Here is a 12,239-nt window from a genome sequence, read left to right on the forward strand (position 1 = left end):
CGGAGAGATCAATTCACTTCTTTCGCTGACTTCACGATTTTCTATAAAAATTTAATATGTTTCGTTTATAGATCAAGTAGGAAAGGAAACCCTGATTAAAGAATGGAATAAGGAAGACATATCTTAGGAGGACATCAACGTCATGGGAAGAGTCGTACATTTCGAGGTTCATGTTGACGATATGGATCGCGCGAAGAAATTTTACGGTGAAGTATTTGGCTGGACGTTTGAAGATTGGAGCAGCTATGCGGGCATGCCTTATTTCGGAGCAGTGACCGGCGATGCTGACGCAATGGGCATCAACGGCGCCTTGATGCAGCGCATGGGTCCCCCGCCTGCGCCAGGGCAAGCGGTGAACGGCTTCGCCTGCACGATGGGCGTAGGCGACTACGATGCGACGGAAGCGAAGATTCTGGCGCTTGGCGGGAAAGTCGCGCTGCCGAAATACGCGCTGCCGGGGATGGCGTGGCAGGGCTACTACATCGACACCGAAGGCAATATTATCGGCATCCATCAGCCGGATGAGAATGCCAAATAAACAAGAAATCCCGACCGGAATGGGTCGGGATTTCTTGTTTGGAAGCTCACGAATTCTTCGCCTCATGATAATCGGCCCACAACCCCTGCTACGTCTTCTTAAGCTCCCCTGTATGCTGGATATTCACATGAACGTCAATTCGGTTCAGCGATGAGGGAGTAAGGTCGATATCCTTCCAATTGCCATACCTCTTCTTGAACAGGATATTTCTGAAGCTGTACATATCGGCTTTTATGCGGACTCCATTTTCATAGGTCGATCGGATTTGTTCCATCTTGTTTCGCGATCGATATCTTCGGTCTAGTCTGAACTCCCGATATCATTTTAAATTGTCGAAGTATTCGTCGCCTCCTGCCCGAATGGCACTTTCGGTGAACAGAAAGGCGCGAAAATGACTCCAGAACAGCCTTCTTTGCATCAATCGTAAAGGTAGTATCCATATATAGGAGCGTGATTAAGTGCAAAAAAGCCGCCCTAATGAAGAGGACAACCTTCAGATTAATGGATTCAATTAAATGTTAAGTGGGCTAAACGCTCTTCCAATATCACGCGCAGTTCATCAGGAATCCGATCGTACACGACCCCCTTCCCCAGGAACAACAGCCAATCCGCGTAATACGCCAACGCCTCGGCATCGGTCACATCCAGTTGAACATGGAAGATCCCGCTTGACTGAAACATCCCGGTAAACGACAAGATGATCCCCGGCGGATGCATGCGCTTAAAGCGCTGAATTCCAGTATGATCAAGCCTCACAACCAGATTCGACTCGCGCGCGCGAAGCAGCTTCTTGCTTAATATCTCTTGCTCCGACCACTTCATCTCCTGTTCAGAAATGGCCGAATCACGCAGCAGCGCAACAGGCAAATAACGAAACTCCTCCGTATCCAAATCAAACACCTCGACCAGCCACTGTGCGTTCGAGTTGAAGATATGCAGCACATAAACGTCCAGCAGCTGCGGCCAGCCCAGACTCAGCTCATAAGTCACGCGAAGATGCTTATCTCGCACAGCAAGCGAAATCAACTGGTTCAGCTCCGCAGGCGCCGCATCGTCGAGCTCCAGAAGATTCGGATTAGCAGGATTTGTATTCTCGAACAGCAAAATATGATTCAGTTCGATCAGCTCGTCTTGCTGGGTTTGCGACGCGATGCCGATGAGCTTCTCCGTAATCGAGCGGCGATTCTGCAGATAAGGCAGCTGCGAATTTTTCGAGGCGATAAAGCTGATAAAGATCGCCTTCAGCTCTTCTGGCGTGAAACGGGCGGCGGGCAGGTAATGATTCTGCAGGACATTGTAGCCGCCGCCGCGCCCAAGCTCGGTCGTCAGCGGAAAGCCCATCTCCTGAATCTCATTAATGTCGCGAATCGCCGTCGCGCGGGAAATCTTGAACTCCCGCTGGATCTCGGAGATCGTAAAGTGCGCTCGGTTATTGATGTAGCGCATAATCAGGTTCACTCGTTCTGTTTTTTTCATGATTTTATTGTATCAAAAATGCAGCAAAGAAAAGGTATCATTTTTTGATACATTCGGGAATTAGAATCAATCTTGTAAAGAATACAACCACTAAGGAGAGAATAATATGTCTAACTACGCTATCAAAACCATTTCGGAAAACTACAAAATGACTGCCTTCGGTGTTACCTTTGAAGACTACAACGACTGGGCAGGCAATGCAGCCAAAACGGCAGCGAAAAAAGCTGAAATCACGGAAAACGGCAAGTTGGCTGAACTTCTCGCACTCGCTGACGGGCAAGAATATCAAATCAATTACAACATCGACCGCAAGCCTTGGCGCGGGTTCGGCGTGATGGGCGAGTTCGACGTGGAAGGCGCGGTTGTCCTCGACTTCCTCGCTGGGGAATACCTCGTCGTTCCAGGCACTGGTGCTGACAAGGACCGCCTTGCCGACGAAATCACAGGCAAAGTGTTCGGCGGCCTGCTGCAAGAAGTCACAGGCTACAACTACGTTGGTCCTGGTAATGCAACGTTCGTCAAAGCTGATGAGAACGGTGAATTTTACGGCGAAATGACGCTTCGCGTTAAGAAAGTCGAAGGCTAAATCTCGGGAACGAAAGGAGCACTCACATGGCAGATTACACACTTGAACATAAGAAGTCATTCACCTTGACCGCTTATGGCTTCTCCATCCAGTCCAATTTCCAAGACATGCCCGCGATGCAGAAAGAAAAATCCGAGTTTTGGGGCAAACTGAAGGCCGACGGGCGATTTAACAAACTCAAAGACGCCGCAAAGAACGATCGCGAATGGTCCGTCAACGAGGTCTATCAAGGCAAGCCGTGGAATTATTTCGCGGTTGAAGCTGGAAAATCCGTAACTGACGCAACGCGCATCATCGAGTTTCCAGATAGCGAGTACATCGTAGTCGCAGGAAGCGGAGAAAAGGAAACGTTGTTTGATCAGCTGACTTACCGCGCATTCGGCGAAGTCCTGTCCCAAATCACGGATTATGCTTACATCGGCGGTCCGAATGCGACTTATCGCACAGATAACGGCGACGGCACGTTCTACGGTGAGTTTTGGGTGCCTGTGGTTAAGCGATAAAGGTCTGGACAGAAAAAAGTGGAACCAACGACCAACGTGAATGCGCTGGTTCCACTTTTTTTAATGTAAGCATTCAATGAGGAGTAATCCTAACCATCCGCCAATTAAAATGCCCGCTGTAACCGATAAGCCTCCTCTTTCTTTCCAGGCAGGTCTTACCATCTCAAAAATGGCAATATACACGATTGTCCCCACCGTAATGCCTAACAATAACGATTGGCCCTCCGGAATGATCATCCCGAATACATAACCTAAGCATGCACCAAGACCTGTAGGAATACCTACAATGGCAACGATCAGCAGGACCATATGGGACATGTTGGCAAGGACGAAAGGAAGGATAAGCGCAATTCCTTCGGGAATGGCATGTGTAATCATCGTTATACTTAGACTCTTCACAAGCTGCGGACTATTAACGAGGCTGCTGCCAAGAGCGATGCCTGCAGGAAAGTTATGTAAAGCAACAGCGAAAGTAAAGAGCAGACCAGCGCGCAACCACGAATCCGTACGCGTACCCGTCGTAAACGTGATGATCCGATGGGAAATGCGTTCAAATTGCCTGATTCCGTACAGCCCTAATAAGATACCTGCTATGGTTAAAGGAAATCCCCCAATGGCAATGCTCTCCGGGATGATATCCAATACGATGATTATCATCATCATTCCTGCAGCAACATGAATGACGAAGGAAGCGATTTTTCGACGAACACTCCCTACGATTAAGGCAATTATCGCCCCAATTCCAATTCCGCTTCCGCCTAATATAAGCCCCAGCAACCCCGCTTTAAATACATTTATAGTGTCATTGAACACACCTGCGCCTCCCCCTTGTCCCAGTCCCATACTATATGTGACCATAGGGGATGGTATGATTAGTCGCAGGAGCGAAATCCGTTCTTAAATTTAAAGAATGGCGTTGGCATGAAAGGCTTATATTATGATTGGGAAGACGCTAACCATTCTTAAGGAGGCTACAATTTAATGTCAAATGCAGGTCATCGCCATAGAAGCGGCGAGAAGGTAACGGAATCCGGGCATTACATTGATAATGATGGCGGACATGTCGTTCTTCAAGCCGGGGACACGTTCCCTAACTGTCCGAAGTCAGGGAAAGCAACCACCTGGAAGCATGAATCCACTCTCTGAGCTAGCTTACACGTTCAAGTGCCGCCTGGGTATCCAGGCGGCACTTATTTATTTGCCTTTTCTAATTACGCTGGCGAAATAACATGAAAACCAATGCAAGAACTGCGATTGCGATGATGGATGTCCAAATGTTCTTCTGCTTAGACCTCGCCGATCGCCCCGCCTGCCTTGTTCAGTGACTAATAAAAAAGAGGCAACCAGGCATTGCTCCACTGGTTGCCTTCTTTGTCATATTGGAAACCCAGTTATCATGGAGCGGCATTTGTTCCATTCGTTTAATTTCCCTTCTTGTATGCGCGCACCGCGAAGAAATAAGCGACTACGAGTATCCCTAAGCACCATGCGAGAGCGACCCAGATTTCATCGCCGACCGGTTGAGTCGATAATAACGCGCGAATGGCTTCTACGATCGAGGTAACCGGCTGATTCTCGGCGAAGGCGCGTACGACCGCCGGCATCGATTCTGTCGGAACGAATGCCGAGCTGATGAATGGCAGGAAGATCAGCGGATAGGAGAACGCGGTAGCGCCTTCCATCGAATTCGCGGCCAGTCCGGCAATCGCCGCGACCCAAGTCAAAGCCAGCGTGAAGAGCATGAGTATGCCGGCTACGGCAAGCCATTCCAGTATCCCCGCCGATGAGCGGAATCCCATGATGAGCGCGACGAGAATGATCACGACAACCGATAGGGCGTTAGATACCAGAGAAGTCAGCACGTGTCCCCACAGCACGGCGGAACGCGCGATCGGCATGGAATGGAATCGCTCGATTATGCCCCGTTGCTTATCCTGGAACAGGCGGTAAGCCGTATAAGATATCCCGCTAGCGATCGCCATCAGCAAGATGCCGGGCAAGAGATAGTTCACGTAGTTGTCCGTACCGGCCTGGATGGCGCCGCCGAGCACGTAGACGAACAGCAGCAGCATGGCGATAGGCGTGATGCACACCGTAATGATGGTGTCCATGCTTCGCATAATGTGGCGCATGGATCGTCCGAGCATGACGCTCATGTCGCTGAAGAAATGTTCATTCATCGTTACGCCCCCTCCTTATAACCAATAATTGCGAGGAAGATCTCTTCCAACGAAGGTTGTTTCTCCACGTACTCCTTCTTGGCGGGCGGAAACAGCTTCTTCAGCTCCTCGAGCGTGCCGTTCGCGATTATTGTACCCTTATGCAAAATGGCAATTTGATCGGCAAGCTGTTCCGCTTCGTCCAAGTACTGCGTCGTCAGAAACACCGTCGTGCCGCCGTCCGCCAGTCCCTTGACGAGCTTCCAAGTCTCGATGCGCGCCTCGGGATCTAGACCTGTGGTCGGCTCGTCGAGGAAAATGAGCTGCGGGCTGCCGATCAGGCTCATCGCGATGTCGAGCCTGCGGCGCATGCCTCCCGAATAGGTGGACGCCTTGCGATTGGCGGCATCATTCAAGCCGAAGCGATTCAACAGCTCATCCGCGACAGCTCGCGGATTGGGCAGGTGACGCAGCTTGGCGATCATGACCAGATTCTCCCGGCCGGTCAAAATCTCGTCCACGGCTGCGAATTGCCCGGTCAGACTGATCGCTTGCCGCACCTTCTCGGGCTCGGATGCGACGTCGAAGCCGTGTACGGCGGCGGTGCCTCCGTCTTGCTTAAGCAGCGTGGCGAGAATTCTGACGATTGTCGTCTTGCCCGCGCCGTTTGCGCCCAGCAGGGCGAAGATCTCGCCCCGCTTCACTTCGAAGTCTACGCCCTTTAGCACTTCCGTGTCCTTGTAACACTTTCGCAATCCTTTCACTTCTATTGCTTTATCCATACTGATATCCCTCCTTTTACTTTATCAGCCGGAGCTTATTTCTTGTTCTTCTTCTCATCAACCGACTCTTGATAGAGGTCGGCGTATGTCTTCGAATCCTTGATGAGCTCGTCGCAGAAACCCGCCACGTCACTGCCCGTCACTTCAAGCACGCCCTTCCCCGAAGCCGCGCCTTCTTCGAACAGGTCGACGATGCCCGAGAGCAAACCCCCTTCGGTGAGGTCGACAGGTCCGACTTTGAACAGATATTTCTGAATCTCTTTATACACAATCTGATAATCCTTAGGGAGCGCTTTGACGCGCGCCACGTGCGCTCGCCATTCTTTTTTGCCTTCGATGATTTCTCGGATTCCCATATCAATCACTCCTATTTGCCTAATTTTTTGGCGATATTATCGTTGAGCTGCTTGCGCCACTTGTCGCGATAAGACTTAGCTCCTTCATTTCCGGCCAGCGCCGAACAGAAGCCTTTGATATCGTCACCCAGAACCTCTTGCACGCTCTGGCCGTCCGCCGCCGTCTCTTCGAGCAGACCAAGAACGCCGTCGAAGATGGGCATCAGATTGCGACCGGTGAAGTCCGTGTGCGGCCACAAATGGACATTGATTTCTTTCCATGCCGCTTGATAATCGGCAGGCAGCTTGTGGACTCGCGCTTCAAAAGCTTTCATTTCCTTCTTCATGTCGTTGCCGGTAATTTTGTCCCAGAAGTTCATTGTTTTCTCTCCTTTAACTCGCTCATTTTCGAATTGACGAATTCCCACTTCTCCCAGAACTTCTCCAGCTCCTCGCGCCCCGCTTCGTTGATCAAGAAGAATTTTCGCGGCGGCCCCATATCAGACGGCTTCTTGGTGATCTCCACCAACTTGTTCTTCTCCAGCCGGAGCAGGATCGTGTACACCGTACCCTCCACCACATCCGTAAAACCAAGGGCGTTCAGCCGCCGCGTGATTTCGTACCCGTACGTTTCTTCACGGCTTATAATTTCGAGGACGCTGCCCTCGAGCACCCCTTTGAGCATTTCCGTCAGATTATCCAACACGATCACCTCTCGCTATTCTGTATCACTGGTATTCAGTGTTACTGGTATTCAGTGTTACTTACTACATCTATAAAGTAACACGTAGTAGTGTTCGTGTCAACAGGTTTTGTTATTCGAATTGAAAAATGGGCAACCGGAATGAATTCCTGTCATAACAAAGAAGTTTTGTTAAGCTTGCTTTTCCAAGTGAGTCGTTTACCCATTGATTACAATTCCGCTTACAATGCTGATTTTAGGACCACGTCCTCATGCTGTCGACGAAAACGAAAAAACTATTCCGTTTTAAATTTTTGCCACCAAATTCACTGGATCAAAGGTCCATCTTCTACTAAGAAGAGTCCGTCAAAGCGGGCATAAAAAAGGGACTATTGGCCAGACTATGATAATGCCCCTAAGGCATTTTCTTTAAGAACTTTTCCTTCGGAGGTACATGAAGGCAATGAAGCCATCCGAACAATTCGATATCCATTCACTTGAGCAGCTTTTTTCCATTGTCAGCAAGTCCAATGATTTTTCACGGATCAGTTTGGAGATCGGGCAAACCAGCCTTACCGTCAGCTTCTATCCTTCTATGTCGGATACTGGAGAGATTCATGATCATTTACTCCCTTGCCTGCACAAAATTGACGAAGAAATTCAACGCTTAGAGGAATTGAAGAAATGGCTGCCCTTCGACGAAATAACTTGCGAGACTGTGCCAAATCAAATCGCCAATAAACTTCAACAGGGCTATGTTGTGCTTCAACTTCAGGAAGCAAGAAATGAAGCACTTCTCATTAATATCTCACATGAAACGATGGGACATCGTACAAGCAATGATACGGAGAACGAATTTAGCGTAATCGGGCCTAAAACGGGCTTCGTTGAGAATTTGTCCATTAACTTGCACCTCCTGCGACAACAAATTGCTATACCACAATTGATCTTTGAGGAACTGACGATCGGATCATTGTCCAAAACAACCATTGTCGTCGCCTATATTGAAGGACTTACTAATCCTGAAATCGTTCAAACTATGAAGAATAGGCTGAAAGGCGTCGACATGGACATCGTTTATGACAGTTCATTTCTTGAACAAGTCATCAGCGATAACACCAATACGCCATTCCCGCTCTTTCTGACCACCGAGCGCATCGATCGGATCGCATACGTCATTTCCTCTGGTCAAATCGCCTTATTTACCAGCGGCTCACCTTATGTTTTAGCTGGCCCTTCGACATTTATGGATTTCTTTATTTCACCTGAAGATTATTATTTGAACTGGATTACAGGCTCTTTTTTTCGCGTAATTCGATTGATGAGCGTGTTCTTCTCGCTATTTGCATCGCCGATTTATATCGCCGTATTAACTTTTCATTACGAGATGATTCCTTCCAGACTACTCCAGCCCATTATGATGTCAGGCCTTCATGTTCCATTTTCGCCTGTCATTGAGGTCGTGTTCTTAGAAACGACCATTGAACTGTTGCGTGAAGCAGGCGCAAGGTTGCCCGCAAAAATCGGCCAAACGCTCGGAATCGTCGGGGGCATTGTCATCGGCGAAGCTTCGGTTCAAGCTTCTCTGACTAGCAATATCTTACTGATCATCGTGGCTCTGTCGGCCTTGGCTTCTTTCACGACGCCGATCTTCAAGATGGCGAATACGATTCGCGTGCTCCGGTTCCCGCTCATTCTTTTCTCGGCTCTCCTTGGCGGGCTCGGAATCGCGATCGGATTCACGCTATTGCTTGCTCATCTATTGCGGCTAAAAAGCTTGGACACTCCTTACATGGTACCGTTTTTTCCATTCCGGAAAGGCAATCTCAGCGATAGTCTAATTCGAGCTTCATATCAATTCACCACTAATCGAATCCTGTACTTGAACCCGCTTCGCACCAAACGCTATCAGCCCGACACGAAGAAAGAAGATATCGAACATGATGATTAAGGTCACATTGCTCCGACTGGTAATAATTCTGTTCTCTCTGTTGCTGCTGGCCGGGTGCGGAAATGAAAGCATCGTGAACCGAATACGGATTCTGTCCGCTGTCGGTTTTGACCGAGAAGGAGAGCTATGCAAGGGAACTGTTGCGTACCCGAATTACATCCAACGGAAGGGAAGCTTGGCCATCTTAAAGGGGCAGGGCAAAGAACCGAAGCTGATCATGGATCAGTTCGAACGCGAATCTCCCCGCAAAGTGAAATACAACAAAGTCAATTCCATCGTTTTCAGCCAGGCGATTGCAAGAGAAGGCATCTACACTGCCGTTTCAACCATTATTCGAGATCCAGATCTCGGTAATACACTCCTCCTCGCTGTATCGTCTTGCTCTGCTGAGAAGTTGATTGAAAGCTTGGATCATCAAGAATTGGAGAACCTCCCTTTTAATATCGTAAAACAGAACATGGCAAATGGAGGCGTGCCTCCTTCCAATCTCCATCTATTCCTGCACGATTATTACTCGGAGGGAAAAGACCCTTCCATGCCGAGCTTATCGTTGAACGAGCAGCGCCAAATCCAAATCCATGGGTATGCACTATTTAAAAAGGATCGCCTGAGGATCGTCCTGAACACGAATGAAATGACGTTATTCGGATTGCTGCAAGGTAAAAAGGTAAGAGGCGAATTGGCCTTCAACTATAAGGAACATCAGTATGTGCTTTCGCTTCTTGCCGGCCGTTCATCGAGCAAGACGCAGATGCGTCCTGCGGCATTTCGCTACGATATCAACGTTGACGGGAACATCCGTAACCTAGAGGGCAATCGAATGTCGATGGATCCGTCTGAAGCCGGCGCTTTGTCCTCATGTATCGAAGGCCAGCTGAAAGCTCAGCTTCTAGCCTTGCTCAAGAAAATCCAAGCCAATGACATGGATTCCTTAGGAATTGGAGAACGATTTCGGTCGGAGGATCGAAATTGGAAAGCATCCGTTTTTTACAAGAAGGTTTACCCAACCTTGCAATTCAATGTGAATGTGAACGTTCATTTAAAAAATTCAGGTGCCGGAGAATAAAACGACAATGAGCTACCAAGCTTCCCTTTCCAAGACGGTTTCGCCCTACCTCCTCTGGTTCTTGCTGCACAAATCTCAGACAGGCATCTCCATGCTGAATTTTCAGCATGCTATCACTCCAGGAGCCGGTCATGATGCTTGGATTTCTGTCCTTGTCACCGGCTTGTCGATACACGTAGTCGTTCTGCTGATTTTTTACATACTCAAGCATGCAAGCAAGGGAGACATCATTTCGCTGCATGTTCAATTGTTCGGCAAGTGGCTGGGTTCACTGCTTAACGGCGCCTTCCTTCTTTATTTGCTCATGCTTATCTGTTTTCAGCTGATCTCGTATTCGCAAGTCATCCAAACACTCGTTTTCCCCGAAATGAAGGCGTGGCGTATCGCGCTGGTGTTTCTTCTTATGTTCGTTTATATTGTACGCGGCGGCTTTCGCGTCATCACCGGTATCACGTTTTGTTTCGTGCTCATACCTTCACTGTTAATCGTTACGCTGATTTTCCCGCTTCAATATGCAGAGTGGCGAAATTTTCTGCCGTTCCTGAATCACACACTTCCTGAATTCACTTATTCCGCTTCTAGAAGTGTGCCTCTCTATATGGGCGTTGAGCTGCTTCTTATTTATTTCCCCTATATAAGGGACAATGCTAAGTCAGCCAAATGGGCTCATATTGGGGTGCTTCACACCTATGTGTTATATTTAATCATCGCGTGTACCACGTTTGCCTTTTACAACCAAGGGGAAATAAAGCATGAGATTTGGCCGACGCTAAGCTTGTCCAAAATCATCTCTTTTACGTTTCTGGAGCGCTTTGATTATTTTTATATTTTCAATTGGGTCTTCGCTATTACTCCGCCTTGCTGCATCGTACTCTGGGGGTGTACGCGCATTCTGCGATCTTCGACCTCTCTATCCGCGAAAACATCGTTATGGATCGTGGTTATCGTTGTGTTCATTATCGTTGCTTGGCCATATAACGCCCAGATGATGCAGGTAGTCGAGGACTGTATTCGCTACGCCGGATCAATCCTCTTGTATGGCTATATTCCGTTGCTTGCCGTTTGTGTGTTTATAAGTAATCGGCTGCAAATATGGCGCGCTGAACGCGCGTCTTAGTCTGCGGCATTCGTATATTTTACTTCAGGTAATTCCGTTCGATTTCGCTTACTGAAGGGGACTTCAGTATAAAATGGGTTGGACTTCAAAACTCATGGTACAAATGGTATCTACCATTTTTTAACGTGAGTGAAAGAATGAAAATCCTGCTTGTTATCAATGCCCCTGCCACCGTGGATTCCCCCGCTTCTGTGAGCCTTGAGGTTGGCAACCATTTTATGAATAACTATCGCAAAATGAATCCTAGCGAAACTATCGGGCAAATCGATTTGTATAGTGAAGAAATTAATGAGGATTACCAAATCATTCGAGCCCAAGGCACAAACCTACTAGATAAATCAGAAGTACTGGATAAAGCAAAGAAAGAAGCTGAAAAAGAAGCTGCATATCTTTCAAGTAAAGTAACGGTCTAAACATATGTAATACCTCAATAACCGCAAATAAGGTGAAGCGATCGTTCCTGAATGGGAATGATCGCTTCACCTTTGCCCGAGTTACGCCAAAACCAGGAGATAGCCGGCCGTGATCTACAATACAGTTTCCATAATCTTCGCCCTCCGACGATACGGCCATCACCGCTGCACTCCTTTCAGATCTTGCAGCCATCCGTTTCGAATTTTGAGAGCCCCTCTACCATAACCCCCCTGTAAATGCCGCCCTTCAATCGATGCTGAAGAGCATCTTGATAAGCGGGACTGTAATACCACGCTTTTGCTTCCTCCATGTTCGGAAATTCCAGCACAGCCACACCTTCCACATCCGGCCCCTCAATGACTTCATGCGTTCCATACATAGCAAGAGGTTTCAGCGAATGACCGGCAAGACCAACCGGCGCTTTAGACGCGTAGATACCCAGCTCTTCTATATTATTTGTTTTTTCTCTGATAAAAACAACGTATGCTGACATTCGAATATCAAATCCTCTCCATGTTATTTCAGCAGTCACTTTTCTATTAAAAGAAGAGATTGCTGCTTTCATGAAACAACTATAGTCACGAGAGGTTGATCTGTATATTTTATATTTTTAATAAAACTCATTAATAT

General features: G+C 48.1%; 16 protein-coding genes. 8 read left to right on the forward strand and 8 right to left on the reverse strand.

What is annotated here, in order from left to right:
• Positions 1–142: 142 nt before the first annotated feature.
• A complete protein-coding gene (locus tag A8990_RS17230) occupies positions 143–538 on the forward strand; it encodes a VOC family protein (RefSeq protein ID WP_116190285.1) in 396 nt (131 codons plus the stop codon).
• 507 nt (positions 539–1,045) lie between these two features.
• On the opposite strand, the gene A8990_RS17235 is transcribed toward A8990_RS17230, so the two are convergent.
• Complete coding sequence (locus A8990_RS17235; RefSeq protein ID WP_245996072.1) at positions 1,046–2,014, reverse strand: helix-turn-helix transcriptional regulator; 969 nt, start codon at positions 2,012–2,014, stop codon at positions 1,046–1,048.
• A 106-nt stretch (positions 2,015–2,120) separates the two neighbouring features.
• Between A8990_RS17235 and A8990_RS17240 the strand changes: the two genes are divergently transcribed.
• A complete protein-coding gene (locus A8990_RS17240) occupies positions 2,121–2,600 on the forward strand; it encodes a hypothetical protein (protein WP_116190287.1) in 480 nt (159 codons plus the stop codon).
• Between the two features lie 26 nt (positions 2,601–2,626).
• Positions 2,627–3,103, forward strand: coding sequence for a GyrI-like domain-containing protein (locus A8990_RS17245; RefSeq protein WP_116190288.1), 477 nt, complete (start codon positions 2,627–2,629; stop codon positions 3,101–3,103).
• A gap of 60 nt (positions 3,104–3,163) precedes the next feature.
• On the opposite strand, the gene A8990_RS17250 is transcribed toward A8990_RS17245, so the two are convergent.
• Positions 3,164–3,916 (reverse strand): ZIP family metal transporter, encoded by a 753-nt coding sequence (locus A8990_RS17250; protein WP_181909636.1) that lies wholly within the window; start codon positions 3,914–3,916, stop codon positions 3,164–3,166.
• Positions 3,917–4,084: 168 nt separating this feature from the next.
• Here A8990_RS17250 and A8990_RS31595 point away from each other — a divergent pair, with 168 nt between their 5' ends.
• Positions 4,085–4,249: a YjzC family protein gene (locus tag A8990_RS31595; RefSeq protein WP_181909637.1), complete on the forward strand. Its 165-nt coding sequence runs from the start codon at positions 4,085–4,087 to the stop codon at positions 4,247–4,249.
• 275 nt (positions 4,250–4,524) lie between these two features.
• On the opposite strand, the gene A8990_RS17255 is transcribed toward A8990_RS31595, so the two are convergent.
• From A8990_RS17255 to A8990_RS17275, 5 genes are read right to left on the reverse strand one after another with little or no spacing between them, the layout of a single operon-like run.
• Positions 4,525–5,283, reverse strand: a complete 759-nt coding sequence (locus tag A8990_RS17255) for an ABC transporter permease (RefSeq protein WP_116190290.1) — start codon at positions 5,281–5,283, stop codon at positions 4,525–4,527.
• Positions 5,284–5,285: 2 nt separating this feature from the next.
• Positions 5,286–6,044, reverse strand: a complete 759-nt coding sequence (locus A8990_RS17260) for an ABC transporter ATP-binding protein (RefSeq protein ID WP_116190291.1) — start codon at positions 6,042–6,044, stop codon at positions 5,286–5,288.
• A 35-nt stretch (positions 6,045–6,079) separates the two neighbouring features.
• Positions 6,080–6,400 carry a DUF1048 domain-containing protein gene (locus A8990_RS17265; RefSeq protein WP_116190292.1) on the reverse strand — a complete coding sequence of 107 codons (321 nt, stop codon included), beginning with the start codon at positions 6,398–6,400 and terminating at the stop codon, positions 6,080–6,082.
• 11 nt (positions 6,401–6,411) lie between these two features.
• On the reverse strand, positions 6,412–6,759 hold the full coding sequence (locus tag A8990_RS17270) for a DUF1048 domain-containing protein (RefSeq protein ID WP_116190293.1): 348 nt from the start codon (positions 6,757–6,759) through the stop codon (positions 6,412–6,414).
• The gene (locus A8990_RS17275; protein WP_281272513.1) at positions 6,756–7,064 is read right to left on the reverse strand and encodes a PadR family transcriptional regulator; all 309 of its coding nucleotides are present in this window, start codon (positions 7,062–7,064) and stop codon (positions 6,756–6,758) included. Before A8990_RS17275 ends, A8990_RS17270 begins: the two co-directional genes overlap by 4 nt.
• Before the next feature lie 460 nt (positions 7,065–7,524).
• Between A8990_RS17275 and A8990_RS17280 the strand changes: the two genes are divergently transcribed.
• The 4 genes from A8990_RS17280 to A8990_RS17295 all read left to right on the forward strand — a co-directional run bounded on the left by A8990_RS17280 (position 7,525) and on the right by A8990_RS17295 (position 11,608).
• On the forward strand, positions 7,525–9,012 hold the full coding sequence (locus A8990_RS17280; protein WP_116190295.1) for a spore germination protein: 1,488 nt from the start codon (positions 7,525–7,527) through the stop codon (positions 9,010–9,012).
• Positions 9,005–10,078: a Ger(x)C family spore germination protein gene (locus A8990_RS17285; RefSeq protein ID WP_245996075.1), complete on the forward strand. Its 1,074-nt coding sequence runs from the start codon at positions 9,005–9,007 to the stop codon at positions 10,076–10,078. Before A8990_RS17280 ends, A8990_RS17285 begins: the two co-directional genes overlap by 8 nt.
• A 7-nt stretch (positions 10,079–10,085) precedes the next feature.
• Positions 10,086–11,195, forward strand: a complete 1,110-nt coding sequence (locus A8990_RS17290; RefSeq protein ID WP_116190297.1) for a GerAB/ArcD/ProY family transporter — start codon at positions 10,086–10,088, stop codon at positions 11,193–11,195.
• A 137-nt stretch (positions 11,196–11,332) separates the two neighbouring features.
• Positions 11,333–11,608 (forward strand): hypothetical protein, encoded by a 276-nt coding sequence (locus A8990_RS17295; RefSeq protein WP_116190298.1) that lies wholly within the window; start codon positions 11,333–11,335, stop codon positions 11,606–11,608.
• 176 nt (positions 11,609–11,784) lie between these two features.
• On the opposite strand, the gene A8990_RS17300 is transcribed toward A8990_RS17295, so the two are convergent.
• The gene (locus tag A8990_RS17300; RefSeq protein ID WP_245996073.1) at positions 11,785–12,174 is read right to left on the reverse strand and encodes a DUF1330 domain-containing protein; all 390 of its coding nucleotides are present in this window, start codon (positions 12,172–12,174) and stop codon (positions 11,785–11,787) included.
• Positions 12,175–12,239 lie beyond the last annotated feature (65 nt).

The organism is Paenibacillus taihuensis (assembly GCF_003386535.1).
Lineage (GTDB): Bacteria > Bacillota > Bacilli > Paenibacillales > Paenibacillaceae > Paenibacillus_Z > Paenibacillus_Z taihuensis.

Coding starts and splice junctions, on each gene's coding strand:
- A8990_RS17230 (WP_116190285.1), top strand. CDS start 143: ATGGGAAGAGTCGTACATTTCGAGGTTCATGTTGACGATATGGATCGC.
- A8990_RS17235 (WP_245996072.1), bottom strand. CDS start 2,014: ATGAAAAAAACAGAACGAGTGAACCTGATTATGCGCTACATCAATAAC.
- A8990_RS17240 (WP_116190287.1), top strand. CDS start 2,121: ATGTCTAACTACGCTATCAAAACCATTTCGGAAAACTACAAAATGACT.
- A8990_RS17245 (WP_116190288.1), top strand. CDS start 2,627: ATGGCAGATTACACACTTGAACATAAGAAGTCATTCACCTTGACCGCT.
- A8990_RS31595 (WP_181909637.1), top strand. CDS start 4,085: ATGTCAAATGCAGGTCATCGCCATAGAAGCGGCGAGAAGGTAACGGAA.
- A8990_RS17255 (WP_116190290.1), bottom strand. CDS start 5,283: ATGAATGAACATTTCTTCAGCGACATGAGCGTCATGCTCGGACGATCC.
- A8990_RS17260 (WP_116190291.1), bottom strand. CDS start 6,044: ATGGATAAAGCAATAGAAGTGAAAGGATTGCGAAAGTGTTACAAGGAC.
- A8990_RS17265 (WP_116190292.1), bottom strand. CDS start 6,400: ATGGGAATCCGAGAAATCATCGAAGGCAAAAAAGAATGGCGAGCGCAC.
- A8990_RS17270 (WP_116190293.1), bottom strand. CDS start 6,759: ATGAACTTCTGGGACAAAATTACCGGCAACGACATGAAGAAGGAAATG.
- A8990_RS17275 (WP_281272513.1), bottom strand. CDS start 7,064: ATGCTCAAAGGGGTGCTCGAGGGCAGCGTCCTCGAAATTATAAGCCGT.
- A8990_RS17280 (WP_116190295.1), top strand. CDS start 7,525: ATGAAGCCATCCGAACAATTCGATATCCATTCACTTGAGCAGCTTTTT.
- A8990_RS17285 (WP_245996075.1), top strand. CDS start 9,005: ATGATTAAGGTCACATTGCTCCGACTGGTAATAATTCTGTTCTCTCTG.
- A8990_RS17290 (WP_116190297.1), top strand. CDS start 10,086: ATGAGCTACCAAGCTTCCCTTTCCAAGACGGTTTCGCCCTACCTCCTC.
- A8990_RS17295 (WP_116190298.1), top strand. CDS start 11,333: ATGAAAATCCTGCTTGTTATCAATGCCCCTGCCACCGTGGATTCCCCC.
- A8990_RS17300 (WP_245996073.1), bottom strand. CDS start 12,174: ATGAAAGCAGCAATCTCTTCTTTTAATAGAAAAGTGACTGCTGAAATA.